The organism is Thiorhodospira sibirica ATCC 700588 (genome assembly GCF_000227725.2).
Taxonomy (GTDB): Bacteria; Pseudomonadota; Gammaproteobacteria; order Ectothiorhodospirales; family Ectothiorhodospiraceae; genus Thiorhodospira; species Thiorhodospira sibirica.
Map to the genome: position 1 here is coordinate 381,598 of NZ_MU255056.1, position 19,250 is coordinate 400,847.

Genomic DNA, 19,250 nt, shown 5'->3' on the forward strand with positions numbered 1-19,250 from the left:
GCGGGAGCGCGGAGCACCCGCTCCGCAGCAGTTAAAGAACTTCCCCCTGTTAAGGGGGAGTCCCGCGCAAGCGGGGAGGGGGTCAGGTGTAAAGATAACCACCCCGCCGCTTCGCGGCTCCCCTCCTTGAAAAGGAGGGGAGTTTTTTATGCCGGGCGGATGCCCGGCACTCCCACCTTGTGTTATCGGCCCAGCGCCTCGTCTTTGGGGTTGTAGCAGCGGATGGCGTTGCGGCCTTCGCTTTTGGCGCGGTACATGGCCATATCGGCGCTTTTGAGCAAGGTGGTAGGCGTGTCGCCGTCATGAGGATAGAAAGATACGCCCAGGGAGCCGCCGATTTTGACTTCTGCGGCGGCCAGGGCAAAAGGCGTGGCCAGTTCTTGCAATACGCGCTGGCTGATCCGCAAGGCCTCGGCTTTATCCGGTAGCGTACCGAGAATCAGGGCAAATTCATCGCCGCCCAGACGGGCTGCCAGGTCGTTGCTGCGAATCGCGCCCTGCAGGCGCAAGGCGACCATTTGCAGGAGTTCATCGCCAGCATCGTGGCCGAGGGTGTCGTTGATGGGTTTGAATTTGTCCAGATCGACAAACACCACGGCGAGGGTTTGTTGTTGGGCCTTGGCCTGCTGGCAGGCGGTTTCCAGGGATTGGTGAAAAATCGCCCGATTGGGCAAGCCGGTCAAGGCATCGTGCATGGCCTCTTCCAGTGCGGCCTGTTTTTCCAGCAGGTCTTCTAAAACCAGCTCCAGGCGATATTCGCGTGTTTCGATGCTGACGCTCAGATGGCCAAAGCAGTCTGCCAGTTCTCTGACCGCTTCTGGCAGATCGGGTTGGGCCATCATATCCATCAAACGGTCTACCGCGTCTTTGTCGCCTTTGACGATGTGTCGTGTTTCGGTCAGCAGCCGCGCTAAAGCGGCCTCCAGGGTGTTTTCAGTGGCATGGTTCACAGCACAAACTCCCAGCGAATGCGCGTTAAGTGGGTATAACCGGATGCGAAGGCACACGGGCGGTAGCGGCACCTTCTCGGTGTCGCGGTGTGTTTGGTGCGGTACCTGGAAGGTGCCGCTACGAAGGGGCCAGTCTGGCGAAAATCTGCTCGGCACTGTGCAAGGCCTGTTCCAGGCAGGGGTCGAGGACACAAAAATGCCCCATTTTGCGGCCTGGGCGCGGTTGTTCTTTGCCATACAGATGCAGTTTGGCGCGGGGTTCTGCCAGCAGTGCGGCCCAGTTGGGGCTGTGCTGCTGCCATACATCGCCGAGGATGTTGACCATCACCACCGGCGAAAGTAACTGCGTATCCCCAAAGGGCAGGCCACACACGGCGCGCACCTGCTGCTCAAATTGCGAGGTGATACAGGCATCCAAGGTGTAATGGCCGCTGTTATGCGGACGCGGCGCAATCTCGTTGACCAGAAATTCGCCGCTGGCGGTGAGGAAAAATTCTACCGCCATCACCCCGCAATAATCCAGCGCATGGGCCAGCGTTTGCGCCATTTCCCGCGCCTGTTGCGCCAGGGTTTCAGGGATGCGCGCCGGGGCCAGACTCAGATGCAGGATGCCGTGATGGTGGATATTTTCCACCACCGGATAACAGGCACATTCTCCGTCGGCACTGCGCGCCACAATCACCGAAACCTCACGCTCCAGCACCAGCTTTTGTTCCAGCACACAGGCCACCTCGCCCAGATCGGCAAAGGCCTGAGCCAGTTCGCCGGGCTGGCGGATGCTGATCTGGCCTTTGCCATCGTAGCCCAGCGCGGCACGCTTGAGAATGGCCGGGGTGCCCACCTGCGCTAAGGCGGGGGCAAAATCGTCGGGGTGCTGGATCGGATAAAACGGCGCGGTCGCCAGGCCGGTGGCGTGAATAAACTGTTTTTCCCGAATCCGGTCCTGGGTATGGCGCAGCGCCTGGGCACTGGGTCGCACCGGCAGATGCTGCGCCAGCGTTTCCAGGGTCTGGGCGGGAATGTTTTCAAATTCGGTGGTGACCGCCGCACAGCGCTGGGCAATTTCTTGCAAGGCCCATTGATCGCCATAGGCAGCATGTAGATGTTGGTCGGCAATGCGCCCGGCAGGGCTGCCCGGATCGGGGTCCAGAACCAACACCCGATAACCGAGGGTGCGCGCTGCGACGGTGAACATGCGCCCCAGCTGTCCGCCGCCGAGCATTCCCAAGGTTGCCCCTGGAAGGATCATCGCCGCACTCACGAGGCAGGCTCCAGCGGTAATTCCATGGCCAGCACCTGGGCGCATTGTTGGGCGCGGAAATCATGCAAAGCCTGCTGCAAACGCGCATCCCCCTGACTGGCCAGCATGGCGACGGCAAACAATCCGGCATTGGCGGCCCCGGCCTCGCCGATGGCAAAGGTCGCCACGGGGATGCCTTTGGGCATCTGCACAATGGAGAGCAGCGAGTCCTGCCCCTGTAAATAACGCGAGGGCACCGGGACACCCAGCACCGGGAGTACGGTTTTGGCCGCCAGCATCCCCGGCAGATGCGCCGCGCCACCCGCCCCGGCAATAATGCAGCGCAAGCCACGTTGCTCGGCGCTGCTGGCATAGTCAAATAAAAGATCGGGGGTGCGGTGGGCGGAGACGACACGCGCCTCAAAGGGCACGGCGAATTGCTGTAATTGCGTGACTGCGTGCTGCATGACGGGCCAGTCGCTTTGACTGCCCATCACCACGCCGATCAGCGGGGCTTGTGTTGTTAAATTCATGATATTTAATGGTTAAAAGCTCTTTTAGTCGCTCTGATGAGCGTCGTTGCGTATCAGGGCGCGCAATTCATCGGTTTTTTGTTGTAATAGCGCCGGGTCTTGGCGCGTTTCCACGTTGAGTCGCAATACCGGCTCGGTGTTGGAGCCGCGCAGATTAAAGCGCCACTGCGCAAATTCCAGGCTCAGGCCGTCGAGTTGTTCGCGGCGCGGCTGTTGCGGGGCGTAATGCGCCTCGATGCGCGCCAAGGTGGCGGCGATATCGCTGACCTGAAAGTTGATTTCGCCGCTGCATGGGTAGGTCTGCTGGGCCTGCGCCACCATGGAGGCCAAGGTGCGGCCATGTTCGCTCATGGCCTGTATCAGCAGCAGCCAGGGAATCATCCCACTGTCACAATAGGCAAAATCCCGAAAATAATGATGTGCCGACATTTCGCCGCCATATACCGCATCTTCGGCGCGCATTCGCTCCTTGATGAAGGCATGGCCGGTTTTGCTCATGACGCACACCCCACCCGCCTGGCAGACCTTGTGCTGTGTGTTCCAGTACAGCCGGGGATCATGGACAATCTTTGCCCCCGGCGCCTTGGCCAGGAGCTGCTCGGCCAGCAGGCCGACCAGATAATAGCCCTCAATGAACTGTCCGTGCGCATCGAAAAAAAAGCAGCGGTCAAAATCACCGTCCCAGGCAATACCCAGATCAGCACCGTGGGCCTGCACCGCCTGCGCGGTCAAGGCGCGATTTTCCGGCAACAGCGGATTGGGAATGCCTAAGGGAAACTGGCCGTTGGGTTCATGGGCAAGGCGCGTGACCGTGATCGGCAGATGGGCGGCAATGGCGTCAAAGGCCGGACCCGCCGCGCCATGACCGGCATTCACCACCAGATGCAGCGGTTTAAGCCGACTCGGCGCAATAAAGCTGAGCATCTTTTGCACATACGCAGGCATTACATCCAGGGCCTCAGTCACCGCTGTGGACGTGGCGTCGGCAAAGGCTGCGCTGCGACACAGCGCCTCGATGGCCTGCAAACCGCTGTCACCGCTGATCGGCACCGCCCCGGCCGCCACCAGTTTCATACCGTTATAATCCGCCGGGTTATGGCTGGCGGTTACCATAATACCGCCGCCCATCCCGGCCTGGGCGGCAGCGTGATATACCATCTCGGTTCCGCACAGCCCTAGGCGCTTGACCGGCACACCTTCCAGGTTTAAGCCTCGGGCAACCGCCGCCGCCAGCGCCGGGCTGTGTACGCGCACATCTTCGCCCACCGCGACCGGCCCGGTTGGTGCGATCACCCGGGCATAGGCCCGGGCAATCCGCTCGGCCAGTTCGGGATTGAGCTCATCAGGAATGCGCCCGCGAATATCATAAGCCTTAAAACAGGCCAGCCGGTTTTGCATCATGGGTTTGTAACTGGTGGCCATAATATGCGTTTTTCTATGAAAACCTCTTATTTTCCTGCAGAACTGGAATATGGGTCCACGAAAAACACGAAAAGCACGAACGAAAACAACAAAGAAAATTTCGTGGATTTCGTGCCTTTCGTGGACAAAAAATCTTTTGACCTTAACTACTCGATAACTTGACAACCTGCCGAGCGGTTATATAGAGTTTATCCAGCACGATAACCAAGTGCTGATCATGGTCGCGACGCGCTCAGGCGAGACCTTAAATGCACGCAAGCGTCAGGTAAGACGGGTTCGCCCGCACTGGTGTTGACGGCGTGAACATGCAAAAGATCATCATAGATCATCGTGATTTTCCTAAGCATTTATGAGCGGTAAAAGGCCTTATACCAGTTGACGAAATGGCGCACCCCTTCTTCTACGCTCACCTGCGGGCGATAGCCCAGATCTTCTGCCAAGGCGCTGACATCGGCGAAGGTCTCCGCCACATCCCCGGCCTGCAAGGGTAAGAACTGCTTGCGGGCGGTGCGCCCCAGACACTGCTCCAGCACCTCAATATAGCGTAATAAATCGACCGGCTGACTGTTGCCGATATTATACAGCCGATATGGCGCAGCACTGCTGGCCGGGTCAGGCTGCGCCCCGCTCCAGTGGGGATTTGGCCGGGCTGGCTGATCCAGGGTACGCACCACCCCTTCGATAATATCGTCAATATAGGTGAAATCACGCTTATGCCGACCGTGGTTAAATACCTCAATCGGCTCACCGGCAAGGATTTTACGGGTAAACAGAAACAGCGCCATATCAGGCCGTCCCCACGGGCCATATACGGTAAAAAAGCGCAGCCCGGTGGTTGGTAGGCCATACAGCGCGCTATACGAATGCGCCATTAACTCATTGGATTTTTTAGTCGCGGCATACAGGCTGAGCGGATGATCCACATTATCCTGCACCGCAAAGGGCATACGCGTGTTAGCGCCATAGACAGAGCTGCTGGAGGCATATACCAGATGTTCTACCGCATGATGACGGCAGGCTTCCAGAATATTGATAAAACCCAACAGATTGCTGTGAACATAGGCATGTGGATTTTGCAGGGAATAGCGCACTCCGGCCTGGGCCGCGAGATTAACCACTCGCTGTGGGCGATGGCGCACAAACACCGCCGTTAGTGCCGCCTGATCAGCAATATCGGCGCGAATATCCACAAAACCGCGCTGCGCCAACAGCCGCGCCAAACGTGCTCGCTTCAGGCGCAGATCATAATAGGGATTGAGATTATCCACCCCAATCACCTCATCACCCCGCGCCAACAAACGCTCCGCCAAGGCCGCGCCGATAAAACCGGCACTGCCGGTGACCAGCACCTTCACCGCGCACTCCCCCAGCCGCTACCACCCACCACTAGGACTTCTTCTCGCCGGGCTTAGCTTCGGCAGGCTTGTCCGTCAGGCGCAGCCGATATTCCTCATAGGGAAAGCGCACATGTCCGAAGCGGATCACCAGCACAGAGACGGCCAGCAGCAAAACGCCCAAGGTGACGCCCATAATCTGCCAAAAATCCATCGACTTCATATCCAAAATGAGATAACGCGCCAGCGCAACAATGGCAATATACAGCGGCAGCCGTACCGGCAACTGACCGGATTTCAGATAAATCGCCACCATGTGCAACACTTCCAGATAGATAAACAGCAACAGCAGGTCCCCCAGACCCACTGTGCGGTTTTCCACCATAAACATCACTTCCTGAAAAATCGCGATGCTGGTTGCCAGCGTGATAATCATCAGCACAATCGCCTCAAGAAACTTCAGCGAGTGCAAACCCGTATCATGAGCAGAAAAACGCATGGAATTAAAAATCCTAGTAAAGATAATGTTTGGGGTACATGAAACACCGCTCACCCGAGCGGCATAAAAAAGAGACGCCGAGACCGCGCAACATCTCCAGAAACTCCGTTGCGTGGCCGACTCACCGCGTAAATCCTAGCCCATCGCGACAAGCATACTGAATTTAATGGGCTACTATATTCTGCATCCTGCATACACACAAGACTCTCCGCTGGGGCCTCACCCGCGATCCCTTCTCAACATTCAGCACCTCTGCTTCACGCATCGACACACGCGCATTATCTCAAGTTTGCCGGATGGGCGTGACTGGCATGATCCAATGGGATTAGGGCCTGGGGGCAAATGCCGCTAGAATAGACCGTACCTATGTTCACAGCGAGAAGATATTGATGAAAAGATGGATTGCCATTGCACTGGCCTTATGCCTTGCGTTATTTGCCGGAATTGCGGGTTATTTTTATAGTCAAAGCGCGGATATGGCGCCCGACGGGCCGTGGATCAGCCAGGCAAACCCTTTATTGGTTCAGGACGTGCGGGTGTATGACCTGGATGGGCGGCTGGCCTATCGCGGGACGGTGGATCTGGCCCCGGAGCTTGCGCGCATTGAGCGCGGGGAGCGCGATCCGCACCGCAATGATGGCAGTGTTTTTCAGAATCGTGAAGGTCGCCTGCCAACCAGGGAGCGCGGCTATTATCGTGAGTATGTGGTGCGCACGCCGACGATTCGGCACGCCGGGCCGCAGCGTTTGGTGATCGGACAAGGCGGCGAGGTGTATTATACCGCTGACCATTATCAAAGCTTTTTGCGGGTCCAATAGCCATGTCCATTGCGCCTATTCTAAGCGCCCTGAAAGACCCTGCGCAGGGGCCGATATTGCAGGTCGATTTTGCCGGCGATGTTAAAGACCTGTACGCGGCGCTTGTGGCGGAGGGCTTTGCCGTCGCCATCGTTGATCAGGCGCCGGTGGTGGATAAAGACACCCTGCTGCATGCGCTCTATCAGGCCTGCCGTTTGCCCGCATATTTTGGCTTTAACTGGGACGCCCTGCAGGATGTCTTAAGTGATCGGGAAGACCCGGACAGCCCGGCGCTGGTATTGCTGTTTGCGCATTTTTCGGTATTCGCGCAGCGCAGCCCAGAGGCGGCCCAGATCTTTCTGGAGATTGTCGAAGAAACCAGCCACAGCCCATGCGCCCGCATTCATGCGCTCATCGTATTGCGCTGATCACACCACACTTGGTTTTACGCCAAACGCATTCAGACCACACAGGATAGTCTTTGCCTTATGTCACATGATTTTAAAAGCCACCCCTTTGGTGGGCTGGTTCGCGCCTTTATCACCGGGCTTGCGGCGATCCTGCCGATTGCCATTACCCTCTCCCTGTTCGTATGGCTGGGAAGCCTGGCCGATAGTGTGCTGGGAACCCTGTTACAGCAGGTGTTGCCGGATATGTTGTATTTTCCCGGTCTGGGGCTATTGACCGGCATCGTCCTGATTATCCTCCTGGGCTTCTTGCTGCGAGCCTATGTCGTGCAGGGTCTGTTTGCCTGGATGGAAGGGCTGGTGCAGCGCATTCCGGTGGTCAAGACCATCCACGGTACGGTACGCGATGTGATGGACCTGCTCTCCGGTGGCGATATGCGCAACGGCTTTGGCCAGGCCGTATTGGTCACGCTGCCCGGCACCGATTTTCGTCTGGTGGGCTTTATCACCCGCGAGGATTTTCGCGGTCTTCCGGAAAATCTGGGCAATCAAGATACCATCGCCGTGTATCTGCCGATGAGCTATCAGATCGGCGGCTACACCCTGATGCTGCCCAAGGATCGGGTGGAACCGTTAAACCTGTCTTTGGAAGATGCCATGCGCTACACCCTGACGGCCGGTGTCTCTGCCCACAAAAGCGACAAGAGCTCTCATTAAGCTATCGCCTTATCTTCGCTTTGATAAGCACGGTTCTCAGCGCCCACGCATTTGGTGATAAGATTAAACAACGCGTAGCCGTGGCTGCGCCATTCGGGGGGTGCTTGTGTTTGCTGCGCTGATGTTGTGTATCACCTTATGGGTGTCCCCGGTGCAGGCTGAATTCAGTTTGCCGGAGATGGGGGACCCGTCCGCCAGTCTGCTGTCTGTCACGCAGGAGCAACAACTGGGCCAGCAGTTGCTGCGTGAGGTGCGTGGGCGTTTGCCGCTGCATAAAGACCCCTTGCTGAATAACTACCTGCAATCGCTGGGCTATCGGCTGGTATCCAGCACCCCCGACGCGCACCCGCATTTCAGCTTTGTGCTGGTCGATGATGCGCGCATCAATGCCTTTGCGATGCCTGGCGGTATTATTGGGGTGAATACCGGCTTGCTGCTGGCTACCCGCAATGAAAGCGAACTGGCGGCGGTCATTGCGCATGAAATTGCCCATGTGACCCAGCGCCATATTGCACGCATGTATGCCGGCAGTGCCCGCATAGACTTTATCACCGGACTGGCGATTCTGGGGGCGATTCTCGCCAGTGCCTATGATGCCCAGCTCGGTCAGGCGGCGATGGTCGGCGGCATGGCGGCCGGTGCCCAGGCCAAGCTCAACCATTCACGCGCCAGTGAACAGGAGGCGGATCGCTTGGGCATCAGCATCCTGGTTGCCGCCGGTTATAACCCGCAGGCGATGGCAGATTTTTTTGAACGGATGCAGCAACTGGCCGGGCCGGGGAGTGAGCAGGTGCCGGAATTTTTGCGCACCCACCCGGTTAGCGCCTCACGCATCAGCGATGCCCGTCAGCGGGCCGCGCAATATGCGGGCGATTATCGCAACGACAGCGCCGAATTTCAGCGCGCGCTGGCACGTCTGCAGGCGCTGGCTGAACCACTGCGCACCCTCCAGCATTTTGAACGCGAACACCGTCTTGCCCAAGCCGACGAAACCACCCGCTATGGTTATGCCATTGCCCTGATCCAGCGCGGTCGAACGGATGAGGCGCTGCGCGTTTTGCAAACGCTGGAGGCCGCCTCCTCGTGGTATCTCTATCAAAGTCTGGGCAAGGCTGAGGCCTGGCTGGCGGCCGGTGCAAACCGCGAGGCCCTCGCGCAGCTGACGCTGTTACACGATCTGTATCCCGGTTTTCAACCGGTGGCACAGCTTTATGCCAGCGCCTTGTTAAATACTGGCGAGGCAAGCCGGGCGCTGAAAATCCTTGAGCCGCTGGTCGAGCAAGAACACCCCGACCCGGCGCTGTTGCGGATGCATGCCGACGCCCAGGCAAGGCTGGGACAGATGGCGCTGAGTCATGAAAGCATGGCGGAATATCATTTTTATCAGGGGCAATACCGTCAGGCCATGCAGCAGATCGAACAGGCTTTAAAAATTCCGGGATTAGGGCCACACCTTGAGGAGCGCATCCGCAGCAAGCAAAGCATCGTGGCGCGCTTTATCCGGGCATCCTGAACGCTCAGAGGAGCCGGGTTTTATCGCACAAAATAAGTCGGTTATTCAGGCCACATTCAGGCAATTGCGCATAGAGTTGATGCGTATCCGCTTTTGTCCATGTTTGCCTTGCGACAAAGACGCCCCCGGCGCTACACTTTGACACGGGATTATTTTCCCTGGTTTCATTGTTTATGAGCACAAGCTGGCGGTGCCCAAAAATGGGGTAGGCATTCGCTGGATAAAACGTGGGAACAACCCAAAACAGCGCCTGCTGGCGCCGTACACCTTGGGGATGCGTGCAACAAACCCAGGGCTGTCCCGCACAATCTGTTAAAAAATGAGGAGAAAAGCGCATGACTGATAGCAAAAAGAGTGTAACTCGGCGTCATTTCCTGAAGCTGGGCGTTGCCGGTTTAGTGGCTGTTCCAGTGGCCTCGCTGGTGATGCGGCCCGTTGCGGCAGCACAAAAACTGACGGAAAACGATCCCGTAGCCCAAGCCATGGCCTATAAACATGCTGCTGCCGATGCAGCGGGTCATCCCAAGTTCCAGGAAGGCAGAACCTGCGAAAATTGCCTGTTGTACAAGCCTGATGCTGGAACCGCTGGCTGGGGAAGCTGCTCGGTCTTCCCCGGCAAGCTGGTCGCCGCAGAAGGCTGGTGCAGCGCTTGGGTACCACAGCGCTAAGTTAATTGCGTCCTGTCCCCACAGGCCGTAATAAAGCTTAGTCGTCTGGGCGGTTTGCCTTGCCTGATTGATACAACGGGCAAGGTGACCGCCTTTTTTGTGCATGAGACACCGCTAAGAGACCAAGGTTTTTTTCAGGATCAAGGCATCCTCGCGTCCCTGGGTGGCCGGATAATAGCGCTTGCGCACCGCGATTTCATGAAAGCCTTCTGACAGATACAATCTAAGTGCGGCGGTATTGGATGGCCGCACCTCCAGAAAGGCGGTTTTCGCCATCAGGCTTTTGCCAAGATCCAGTATGACGCGAAGCAGCTGACGTCCATAGCCTTGCCCTTGATGCGATGGTGCAATGCATAAATTCAGCAGATGACACTCCTCCACTGCCACCGAGATCACGCTGTAGCCCAGCAGGCTCGGCCCTTGCCATAACACCCAGCAGGGATAACCCGCCCGCAGACAATCTCTGAAAATCCCCTCCGTCCAGGGATATGGATAGGCCTGCTCCTCAATGCACATCATCACGGGGACATCCTCGCGCTGCATCGGTCGCAGCGTCAGGCCATTGGCCAAGATCAATTTTTTCATCAGTTTGCGCGGGAAACCCCGGCCTTCAGGCCGGGGAGGGATAGCGCAGCACGCAAAGCGTGCTCCTGTTCCCGACGCCTCCTCTTTGGTAGCTTGCTCTCTTTATACATGGATGCTATCTTTATTTTAACCGCCGGGCTGGCGGGGTTAGTCTGTGGAGAAACTGTAAGTCCGGTGTCTCTTTGAGGCATTTGGCAGGTCTCGGCGAAGCGGAAAGCTCTCAGCAGCAATGCTGGGAATCCCCGTCCTTTAGAGGCTGTTTGGAAATTAATCGCGTAATGGCTTAACCTACGATTTTTTCTAGGAAGTGGCCCACATGCCCTAGAAATGCAGCAAGAAGATTCGCAAAAAAACGCTACCCGAGTCACCTCAGCGACGGCGCCTGGAAGGCGATCAAGCCGCTGTTGCCGAGCGCCCCGGTCGGGCGCCCTCGTAAGCTCAGCATGCGCCAAGTCATCAATGCGATCTTCTATGTCCTGCAGACGGGCTGCCAGTGGCGTCAGCTGCCGCGCGACTTTCCTGCCTGGTCGGCAGTGTACTATGACTTCAATCGCTGGCGGCGCGATGGAACCTGGCAGCGTCTTCATGACAGGCTACGCGCTCGGCTACGGCAACGCCACGGGCGTCACAAGCATCCAAGCGCCGGGTGTCTGGACAGCTAAAGCGTCAAGCCCACGGCGATCCCTGGTGAGCGCGGCTATGACGCCGGCAAGAAGATCAAGGGCCGCAAACGCCATCTTCTGGTCGATACCCTGGGGCTGGTGCTGGCCGTCGTTGTCACCGCCGCCAGCGTGCAAGACCGTGATGGGGCGCGCCAACTCCTGCGCCATCTCCCCGGTCATTGCAAAAAGCTGCGCAAGATCTGGGTTGACGGCGGCTACAGTGGACGCCTGGTTGACTGGGTTGCCCAGCGCTTTCGTTTCGTCTTGACGGGGGTCTTGCGTCCCAAGGAGCGCCGAGGGTTTGTTTTGTTGCCGCGACGCTGGGTTGTTGAGCGGACCTTTGGCTGGCTGAACCACTCACGCCGTCTGAGCAAGGACTACGAGCGCTTGATGTCGAGCAGCGAAGCCTGGATTTATCTCGCAATGAGTCGACTGATGGCTAACCGCTTGGTTTGAGGCGGTAGTTTCCAAACAGCTTCTGAGCGCATGGCTGACGCCACAGATTTCCCTTTGAGCGCTGCAAAGACGCCGATGGGTAGGCGCAAACGCGGTTTAGGCGGATGGTGCAGCAGGCGGTGTCTCGGTTTTGCTATGAAGATGATGTTGCGTAAGCAGTTCCAGGGCACGCTCGTACTGGATGGTTTCGATCAGTTCCTGTAAACGCGCCAGGGTGTTTTCATCAACTTTGCTTTGCCAGATATCCAGGGCGGCATCCAGCACCGGATCATCAATGAATTCATGGTGTTCCAGCGCTTTATACAGCTCATCCAGGAGATGCAGCCGTACATGTGGGTTGAGCGTGCGATCCGTGCGATGCGAGGGTTTGAGTACACGCAGCGCCTGGGTAGTCTGCTGCACGGCGGCAATGAGCTGTTGTTGCATGGCCTCGGGTACGGCCTGCGCATCGCGTAAACGCTGTTCAATATCAGCACACAGGTGTTGCAGCGTGGTTGCTCCCAAGGTACCTGCCGCCCCTTTGAGTTTATGCGCGACGATCATGGCTTCGGCAGTATTGCCTTGCGCCAGCAGGCTTGGCAGACTGCTGTATTCCTCATGGAGCCGCGCCTTAAAAGCCAGCAGCATCTTGTGATACAGCCCCTGATCCTGATCCATAAATTGCAGACCCCTGACAAGATCAAAGCCGTCTAACTGCCGGGGCAGCTTACCCGGCGCTACGGCTAAGGCGCTTGCTGCACCGCCCGCTGTTGATGCCTGGCGATGCTCAGGACGTTGTTGCAGGTAGTGTGCAAGGGTTTGATACAGGCGTTCTGGTTCAATGGGTTTACCCAGATGCGCATCCATGCCCGCCGCTTTGACTTCCTGACGATCCTGATCAAGCACTGCCGCAGATAAGGCAATGATCGGGAGTCGTGGATGCAGGGCTTTAATCTGACGGGCGGCGGTAAAGCCATCCATCACCGGCATTTGCAGATCCATCAGAATCAGATCAAGGAGCTGGGTATGGGCAATATTCACCGCCTCCAGGCCCTGATTGGCCACCAATACCTGGGCCCCGGTCTTTTTCAGCATGCTGACAGCCACCTGCTGATTGATCAGATTATCTTCCACCAGCAGCAGGGTGTATGCAGAAAAATCCGGGGCTGCTTTTGCAGGCGGCGGCGATGGTGTGGCAGGCTGGCTTTGCTTGCTTTGAATCATGGCCTTCCATAGCATGGGCAGGGTGACCGGCTTGTTGAGGAACACCTGATAGTCACGCTTGCCCGGCGTCATCGGGGCGGCCAGGGCGCTGATCATGATCACGCTGGTTTGTGGGATGCCGGTAGCCTGTGGCGCTTGTTGTCTGGAAATTTCGCGGGCCACCCCCATGCCATCGCGCTGCCCCGGCATATCCCAATCCAGCAGTACAAAATCAAAGGGCTGGTCATTTTCTCGGGCGCGGTGTATCGCTTTCAGGGTCGCATCGCTGTTTGTGGCCTCATGAACCTCAAACTGACAGTGTTCGAGCATTTCACGCAAAATGCACCGCGCCAGCGGATGATCATCGGCAACCAAGACACGGCGCATTCCCTGCAAAGCTTCCGGGCACTGCATATCCGGCGTGTTGGGCTCGGCAATGGGGAGGGTCAGCGAAAAACCAAAGCAGCTGCCCTTACCAGGTTCAGACTGCACCGTAAAGCGCCCGCCCATCTTATCGACCAACTGGCGACTGATGGCCAGCCCTAAACCACTGCCGCCGTATTCCCGGGTGGTTGAGCTGTCAGCCTGGCTGAATTCCTGAAAAAGTTTGGCCACCTGCGCGGCACTCATGCCGATGCCGCTATCCTCCACCGCAATATCCAGATGCACCTGATGCGGCGGCAAGGGCGTGGGGCTAATACGCAAAGATACCGTGCCCTGATGGGTAAATTTAATGGCATTGCCCAAGAGATTGGTGAGAATCTGTCCCAGGCGCAGGCGATCACCGATCAGGCGATCCGGCACATCGGGATGAATCTGAAACAATAACTCCAGATTTTTCTGGCTGGCGGCGGCGGCAAACAGGGTCCCCATCTGCTGGATCAGCTCATGCAGGCTAAACGGCTGTATCTCAAGCTCAAGCTTACCGGCCTCAATCTTGGCATAATCCAGAATGTCGTTGATGATGGCCAGCAGAATGCGCGCAGAATCGTGAATCTTGTGCAGATAATCGAGCTGGCCTTCATTGAGCGGCGTTTGCAACAGCAGATGACTTAGGCCAATCACCGCGTTGAGCGGGGTGCGGATCTCATGGCTCATATTGGCAAGAAACTGGCCTTTGAGCTGATTGGCGCGCTCGGCCTCTTCTTTGGCCTGCTGCAAGGCGTGTTCGCTCTGCTTGATCTGGGTTAAATCGCTGTAAACGGCGACGATTTCGCCGGAATTGAGCTTAAAGACCTTGTTTTCCCGCCAGGCGAGGATGCGTTCATCGCGATACAGCGCTGCCGGATACAGCTCGCTGCGCCCGGTGTGATAGACGCGCTGAAACACCGCCAGCAAGCCAAACTCAATGATGCCGGGGAACACCGCCGTGACCCGCCGCCCTAAAATGGCCTCACGCGCCAGCCCTTCCATTTTTTCCACAGCAGGATTGATGTCTACAAAGACAAAATCCTGCCCATTATCCACCGCCTGATACACCGCCACGCCGCTGTGGGTATGCTCAAAAATTCCGCGAAAGCGGTCTCGCTGGGTGAATAATTCCTGACGTAGTTGCTCCTGGGTGCTGACATCGCTGAAGGTCGTCACGGCGCCGCGCAAGCGTCCTTTGATCAGCAACGGACGACTGAAGATCTGCACCCGCAGCAATTGCCCGCTTTTGGCGCGAAACAGGTCGATGCTATCAAAGCTTTGCTTGTCGGCGGTGCTCAGAAATAAAGGGCATTGCTGTAGCGGCAAAAAGCCGTTGGCGGTGTGGCGATGAAACAGGTCGTGGGCGATATAGCCGATTAACTCGTCTTCGGCATAGCCGAGCAGCGCGCAGGCGGTGGCATTGACATCAAGAATCACGCCCGCATCATCGGTGACATACAGCCCTTCGCCCATCGTGTCATAGACGGTTTGCAGATACTGTTTTTCCCGTCGCTGGCGCTGGTGACTTTGTAACAACAGCCACAGGACAAACAACATCGCCCCCACAGCCACCGCCCCCGCCAGCCAGAGTACATACCATTGATCACTGAGCGTACTGAGCTGCGGGGCGCTGCGATAGGCAATCAGAAAACCGCCCACCTCGCCGCCCACATCCAGGGTTGGCACCAAGGTCACCACATAGGGCTGAGCGTATTTTTTGAGCAGCACGCTGCCCGCCTGGCCCGTCTCCAGCAGCGCTTGTGCCCGCGCATGACGCGCCAGCAAGGTCGCCAGTTCCAGGCTTTGCTCAGACAACTCCGGGCCAGCATTGGGCAGGGTGCGCTGCGGGTCTTCTCGCCAAAAGTGCTGTGAACCTTCCCAGGGTGCATACAGCGCAAATTGCGCGGTGAACAGGCGCGCTTGCAGCTGGCCGGCATTGATCACAAACTCAAAATCGCCACTGCCATGCAGCGCCAGCAAATTATGCCGAATACGCTCAAAGGGAACGCTCAACTCCACACTGCCCAGATGTTGGCCATCCGGTGCGCTGATCGGAAACACATTACGAAAACCGGAGGCCACGCGACCGGCCTCAAAACCGCTGATGATGCGCTTTTCGGTATTCGCAATATAGACGCTGTGGCGAGCAGCAAAGAGGTTATCGCCATACTGCAGCGGGGCATGAAAGCGCAGCAGGCTATCGCCATTGGGCAAATGGAAATGCAACTGGCGCACACCGTGCAAAAGCATCTGTCGATAGGCGGTATCCAGATGCGTCTTCAGTGCGGCCCTGGCGGCGTCCCGGGTGTCGGTGTCCTGCGCTAAAACGAGGATGTCCAGCGTCTGCGGGTCCAGCACATATAAGCGAAAATACGCCTCCATGCTTTCGTAATGGTGCTGCAATACCGCCCGCCAGGCCAATTCCTGCATCTGGGTTTGCTCGCGCAGATGGGCCTCAATGCCCTGCTGGGTGCGTTCGTGCAGATACCACCCCAGACTCGCCACGCAAGCCATCCAGACAAACAGCAAGACCACAATCAAGGCTTTGGGGTTTTGTGGTAAGGCCAATTCAAGATAAGAGCGCATGACCGATATTTTCTCCCTAAACATCAAAGCGGCAGCTGTGTCGTCGTTGCAACGAGTCGAGTAACGGTAACATCAGACACAACAGCGCCAAGCGGAGCCACACCGCACACCATACCAGCCCATATAGCGCCACAGGATAACGATGTCGATAAAATTTGTGATAATAGCGCAACATCCCCCGGTGTTTATGCCATTCCACCCGCACCCGGCGGCGACTGCTCACGCCCTTGACATGCAACACCCGCAGCGAGGGCACAAACAGGACGGTATAGCCGTGCTGGCGAAAACGATGACACCAGTCCAGATCTTCGCAGTGCAAAAAATAACCCTCATCCATCAGGCCGACGCGCTCCATCGCCGCACGTCGCAGCAGCATGAAAGCCCCGGAAATGGCATCTACCGCAATCGGTGTATTTGGCAGGGCCTCGGTGTGACGGTTAAGGTCTTGGACATGCATGAAGGGAAGCCAGCGCGGCAGATGCAGAATCCTCGCAAGACTGCGCATGGGGGTAGGTTCATGGCGGCGACATCCCGCCTGTTCGCGCCCGTCGGGATTGAGCAGCACACAGCCCAGCATTCCGGCCTGGGGATATTGTGTGGCAATGCGCAACAGCTGAGACAGCGTGTCGGCTTCCAGCAAGCAATCCGGGTTCAGGGATAAAATCCAGGGGCTTTGGGTTGCCGCCAGTCCACGATTGAGCGCCGTGGCAAAGCCCAGATTGCGGGCATTGCGCAGATAGCGCAGACGCGCATCCTGCCGCGCCAACGCCTGTAAGGCGGCGGGGGTATCATCCTTAGAGGCATTATCCACCACCACCACCTCGGCCACCTGTGCTGCGCGCAGGGCGCGTTCAACACATTCCACCGCCAGTGGCCCGCTGTTAAAGGTGACGATGACCACCGCCACACGCTCTGCACACGGGGACATAAGGGCAATGCTCAAGGATTCAGCGCAATAATGACGCTGTGCGGCTGACCATTGCGCTCGATGTCAAGGGTCAGCTGGCTTAGTTGGGCGAGTTGGTTTTGCAGTTGTGCCGGATTGGTGATACTGGCCACCGGCTGACCGTTGACCGCAATGACCACATCCCCAGGCCGCAGGCCGAGTTCACGAAACAGGCGCGCATCCCGGCGCGGCGATATGGCAAAGCCGCGTAACTGGCCCTGATCCATCATCGGCTGGATGCGCACCGCATCAAAGAAAGTGCCTGGATCATTGAGCCATTCATCACGGCGTGCAGCCAGGGTATGACCCGCCTGCGCATCCGGCGGCATTGCATCGGGCAAGGCTGGGATCGGCGGTGGCGGTGTGGGTGCAACAGCGCCGCTGCCGGAAGTGCGCACCGGGGACGGATTGACATCGGGTAATTCACGCAGCAGCGGCAATTTCTCTTCCTTGCCCTGATTAAAGAGGATGACGTGATCAGGATAGACCTGCTCAAGCCGCGCCCCGCCGGGTAACGACGCACCGATGGCATAATGCTGCTCATCCCCGCCATTGCCGGCAATGATGGCCGTTCCTGCACGCGGATCAGCCAAGGCCATCACCCCTTTAAGCTCCAGTCGCAGCCGCGTTTGTGGAATCTCTATCGGCGGCGGTGCGATGACCACCGCTGCCTCTGGCTGATGGCGACCAAACAGATGCCGCTCGGCGACCTGTTCCAGATAACGCGGGTGCTGCTCGCTTTGGCCGATACGCTCAACCGCACTGCCCAGTGGCACAACATCATGCGCGCCTGGCGCGAGCACAGTCCAGGTCAACTGCGCCAATGACCCGCTAAACAGCACAATCAGCGCCGCCGTGACCAGCGGGGCCAGGTTGGCCAGGCGCTCAGGCTGCTTGAGCTGGGAAAGGTATTGGATGGGCATTTTAAGATTTGCAGAGAGCAACGCGTGGATTTCCAATAGATGCGTGGCGAATAAAACAACGCAGGACCAAGCCCTGAGATGACCTTTGCATAAGGTGTGCATCATACCAGCACCGCGCAGGCATCTCATTACGAATCATGCGTGGCTATGATGTGGCGGCATCTTCCAGATGCCGCTTTTTTTGCCCAGGGTGCTGTGCGCTCCCGGTGGGATTATTTCTGTTTACGCCAGTGCTCCAGTTCTGTATCCGACAACGGGCGGGCCTCTTCTTCGAGCATGACCGGGATGTCGTCGCGGATCGGATAGGCGAGCGCAGCAGCGCAGGAAATCAGCTCGTTGTTTTGCGCATCAAAAAGCAGTGGCCCTTTGGTGACGGGGCAGGCAAGGATATCAAGTAAGCGTTTGTCCATTGCGGGCGCCTTAGTTAAAACGGTTTAGATGGATGACGGCCTGTAATCGTTGCGCAAAGGCGCTGACAAAACGGGCCTCGGGGTGGGCCTTGACCGGCACAAAATAATGCCGGTCGTCGGCGAAGGTTTTGCATTTTACGCTATCTTTTTCGGTCATGAGTACCGGGTAGTCGTCGTTAAAGCGAATATCGGCGGCACGAAAGCGGTGATGATCGGGGTAGGCGTGGGGGATGATTCGCAGACCTTTTTTGCGCAGTGAGGTAAAAAAGCGTTCAGGGTTGCCGATGCCCGCAACGGCATGGACCGGTTGTTGATTGAAACTGGCCAGTTTGCACAAGGGCGACTGCCCATCCAGGGGGATGGCTAAATTACCCACCAGGTGCATGATGTGGCTTTGTGCATAGCGCAGCTCGGTGCTGACAACAAAATCAACGCGGTTTAGACGGCTGACCGATTCGCGCAACGGCCCGGCGGGCAGGCACAGGCCATTACCAAAGCGGCGCTCGCCATCGACCATCACGATCTCTATATCTCGCGGCAGGGCATGATGTTGCAGGCCATCATCGCTGATGAGGATGTCGCAGTCATGCAAGGCCCGCAGAGTATGCGCTGCCCGCAGGCGATCGACATCGACCACCACCGGGCAATGGGTGTGTCGGGCCAGCATCACCGGCTCATCGCCAACCTCGGCAGGGTCGCTGTGGGCAGTGACCTCGCGTGAAAATTTGACCACCTTCCCGCCATAGCCGCGACTGACGACGCCCGGTCGCAGATTCTGACGACGCAGAAAATCACACAGCCAGATCACCATCGGCGTTTTGCCGGTTCCGCCGACGGTCAGATTACCCACCACAATAATGGCCTTGAAGGCGGGCCGCTGGCGCTGATACGGGTCTTGCTGGGCATACCACAGAGCGCGCCCTTTGGTGATGGCGCAATACACCAGCGATAACGGAAACAGACCAAAGCCTAACAGGGTTTTGTCTTGCCACAGGTCTTCAATGCGCAT

The 19,250-nt window shown here is 57.6% G+C and carries 17 protein-coding genes and 1 pseudogene; 6 read left to right on the forward strand and 12 right to left on the reverse strand.

The features are described 5' to 3' along the window. Positions 1-182: 182 nt before the first annotated feature. The 6 genes from THISIDRAFT_RS01905 to THISIDRAFT_RS01930 all read right to left on the reverse strand — a co-directional run bounded on the left by THISIDRAFT_RS01905 (position 183) and on the right by THISIDRAFT_RS01930 (position 5,978). On the reverse strand, positions 183-950 hold the full coding sequence (locus THISIDRAFT_RS01905; RefSeq protein WP_006786286.1) for a GGDEF domain-containing protein: 768 nt from the start codon (positions 948-950) through the stop codon (positions 183-185). A 118-nt stretch (positions 951-1,068) separates the two neighbouring features. Then, on the reverse strand, positions 1,069-2,199 hold the full coding sequence (locus THISIDRAFT_RS01910; protein ID WP_006786287.1) for a 5-(carboxyamino)imidazole ribonucleotide synthase: 1,131 nt from the start codon (positions 2,197-2,199) through the stop codon (positions 1,069-1,071). Between the two features lie 8 nt (positions 2,200-2,207). Next, positions 2,208-2,723, reverse strand: a complete 516-nt coding sequence (purE, locus tag THISIDRAFT_RS01915; protein WP_006786288.1) for a 5-(carboxyamino)imidazole ribonucleotide mutase — start codon at positions 2,721-2,723, stop codon at positions 2,208-2,210. 24 nt (positions 2,724-2,747) lie between these two features. Further along, positions 2,748-4,145: a phosphohexomutase domain-containing protein gene (locus tag THISIDRAFT_RS01920; RefSeq protein WP_006786289.1), complete on the reverse strand. Its 1,398-nt coding sequence runs from the start codon at positions 4,143-4,145 to the stop codon at positions 2,748-2,750. A gap of 347 nt (positions 4,146-4,492) precedes the next feature. After that, positions 4,493-5,500 carry an NAD-dependent epimerase gene (locus THISIDRAFT_RS01925; protein ID WP_006786290.1) on the reverse strand — a complete coding sequence of 336 codons (1,008 nt, stop codon included), beginning with the start codon at positions 5,498-5,500 and terminating at the stop codon, positions 4,493-4,495. Positions 5,501-5,531: 31 nt separating this feature from the next. Further along, positions 5,532-5,978, reverse strand: a complete 447-nt coding sequence (locus tag THISIDRAFT_RS01930; RefSeq protein ID WP_006786291.1) for a phosphate-starvation-inducible protein PsiE — start codon at positions 5,976-5,978, stop codon at positions 5,532-5,534. Positions 5,979-6,367: 389 nt separating this feature from the next. Here THISIDRAFT_RS01930 and THISIDRAFT_RS01935 point away from each other — a divergent pair, with 389 nt between their 5' ends. The 5 genes from THISIDRAFT_RS01935 (at position 6,368) to THISIDRAFT_RS01955 (ending at position 10,080) form a co-directional block, all read left to right on the forward strand. Next, positions 6,368-6,796, forward strand: coding sequence for a guanyl-specific ribonuclease (locus THISIDRAFT_RS01935; protein ID WP_006786292.1), 429 nt, complete (start codon positions 6,368-6,370; stop codon positions 6,794-6,796). A 2-nt stretch (positions 6,797-6,798) separates the two neighbouring features. Continuing rightward, a complete protein-coding gene (locus THISIDRAFT_RS01940; RefSeq protein WP_006786293.1) occupies positions 6,799-7,203 on the forward strand; it encodes a barstar family protein in 405 nt (134 codons plus the stop codon). Positions 7,204-7,263: 60 nt separating this feature from the next. Next, complete coding sequence (locus THISIDRAFT_RS01945) at positions 7,264-7,899, forward strand: DUF502 domain-containing protein (RefSeq protein ID WP_006786294.1); 636 nt, start codon at positions 7,264-7,266, stop codon at positions 7,897-7,899. A gap of 100 nt (positions 7,900-7,999) precedes the next feature. Next, entirely contained in the window at positions 8,000-9,412 is a 1,413-nt protein-coding gene (locus THISIDRAFT_RS01950; protein ID WP_246585307.1) for a M48 family metalloprotease, read from the forward strand. Between the two features lie 335 nt (positions 9,413-9,747). After that, the gene (locus tag THISIDRAFT_RS01955; RefSeq protein WP_006786296.1) at positions 9,748-10,080 is read left to right on the forward strand and encodes a high-potential iron-sulfur protein; all 333 of its coding nucleotides are present in this window, start codon (positions 9,748-9,750) and stop codon (positions 10,078-10,080) included. A 114-nt stretch (positions 10,081-10,194) separates the two neighbouring features. Here THISIDRAFT_RS01955 and rimI read toward each other — a convergent pair whose 3' ends face one another. Beyond that, entirely contained in the window at positions 10,195-10,665 is a 471-nt protein-coding gene (gene rimI / locus THISIDRAFT_RS01960) for a ribosomal protein S18-alanine N-acetyltransferase (RefSeq protein WP_006786297.1), read from the reverse strand. A gap of 340 nt (positions 10,666-11,005) precedes the next feature. Between rimI and THISIDRAFT_RS01965 the strand changes: the two are divergent. Next, positions 11,006-11,783, forward strand: a pseudogene (locus THISIDRAFT_RS01965) (IS5 family transposase). A gap of 96 nt (positions 11,784-11,879) precedes the next feature. On the opposite strand, the gene THISIDRAFT_RS01970 reads toward THISIDRAFT_RS01965, so the two are convergent. The 5 genes from THISIDRAFT_RS01970 to lpxK all read right to left on the reverse strand — a co-directional run bounded on the left by THISIDRAFT_RS01970 (position 11,880) and on the right by lpxK (position 19,250). Beyond that, positions 11,880-15,962 carry a response regulator gene (locus tag THISIDRAFT_RS01970; protein WP_006786300.1) on the reverse strand — a complete coding sequence of 1,361 codons (4,083 nt, stop codon included), beginning with the start codon at positions 15,960-15,962 and terminating at the stop codon, positions 11,880-11,882. Positions 15,963-15,978: 16 nt separating this feature from the next. After that, positions 15,979-16,890: a glycosyltransferase family 2 protein gene (locus THISIDRAFT_RS01975; RefSeq protein ID WP_006786301.1), complete on the reverse strand. Its 912-nt coding sequence runs from the start codon at positions 16,888-16,890 to the stop codon at positions 15,979-15,981. A gap of 11 nt (positions 16,891-16,901) precedes the next feature. Next, positions 16,902-17,831: a type II secretion system protein GspC gene (gspC, locus tag THISIDRAFT_RS01980; RefSeq protein WP_040851408.1), complete on the reverse strand. Its 930-nt coding sequence runs from the start codon at positions 17,829-17,831 to the stop codon at positions 16,902-16,904. Between the two features lie 212 nt (positions 17,832-18,043). Then, positions 18,044-18,241: a Trm112 family protein gene (locus THISIDRAFT_RS01985; protein WP_006786303.1), complete on the reverse strand. Its 198-nt coding sequence runs from the start codon at positions 18,239-18,241 to the stop codon at positions 18,044-18,046. A gap of 10 nt (positions 18,242-18,251) precedes the next feature. Beyond that, entirely contained in the window at positions 18,252-19,250 is a 999-nt protein-coding gene (gene lpxK, locus THISIDRAFT_RS01990) for a tetraacyldisaccharide 4'-kinase (RefSeq protein ID WP_006786304.1), read from the reverse strand.

Excerpts from the sequence above, each read along its gene's own strand:
- THISIDRAFT_RS01910 (WP_006786287.1), bottom strand. The coding sequence starts at position 2,199 with ATGATCCTTCCAGGGGCAACCTTGGGAATGCTCGGCGGCGGACAGCTG.
- purE (WP_006786288.1), bottom strand. The coding sequence starts at position 2,723 with ATGAATTTAACAACACAAGCCCCGCTGATCGGCGTGGTGATGGGCAGT.
- THISIDRAFT_RS01920 (WP_006786289.1), bottom strand. The coding sequence starts at position 4,145 with ATGGCCACCAGTTACAAACCCATGATGCAAAACCGGCTGGCCTGTTTT.
- THISIDRAFT_RS01930 (WP_006786291.1), bottom strand. The coding sequence starts at position 5,978 with ATGCGTTTTTCTGCTCATGATACGGGTTTGCACTCGCTGAAGTTTCTT.
- THISIDRAFT_RS01935 (WP_006786292.1), top strand. The coding sequence starts at position 6,368 with ATGAAAAGATGGATTGCCATTGCACTGGCCTTATGCCTTGCGTTATTT.
- THISIDRAFT_RS01940 (WP_006786293.1), top strand. The coding sequence starts at position 6,799 with ATGTCCATTGCGCCTATTCTAAGCGCCCTGAAAGACCCTGCGCAGGGG.
- THISIDRAFT_RS01945 (WP_006786294.1), top strand. The coding sequence starts at position 7,264 with ATGTCACATGATTTTAAAAGCCACCCCTTTGGTGGGCTGGTTCGCGCC.
- THISIDRAFT_RS01955 (WP_006786296.1), top strand. The coding sequence starts at position 9,748 with ATGACTGATAGCAAAAAGAGTGTAACTCGGCGTCATTTCCTGAAGCTG.
- rimI (WP_006786297.1), bottom strand. The coding sequence starts at position 10,665 with ATGAAAAAATTGATCTTGGCCAATGGCCTGACGCTGCGACCGATGCAG.
- THISIDRAFT_RS01970 (WP_006786300.1), bottom strand. The coding sequence starts at position 15,962 with ATGCGCTCTTATCTTGAATTGGCCTTACCACAAAACCCCAAAGCCTTG.
- THISIDRAFT_RS01975 (WP_006786301.1), bottom strand. The coding sequence starts at position 16,890 with ATGTCCCCGTGTGCAGAGCGTGTGGCGGTGGTCATCGTCACCTTTAAC.
- gspC (WP_040851408.1), bottom strand. The coding sequence starts at position 17,831 with ATGCCCATCCAATACCTTTCCCAGCTCAAGCAGCCTGAGCGCCTGGCC.
- THISIDRAFT_RS01985 (WP_006786303.1), bottom strand. The coding sequence starts at position 18,241 with ATGGACAAACGCTTACTTGATATCCTTGCCTGCCCCGTCACCAAAGGG.
- lpxK (WP_006786304.1), bottom strand. The coding sequence starts at position 19,250 with ATGCGCATTGAAGACCTGTGGCAAGACAAAACCCTGTTAGGCTTTGGT.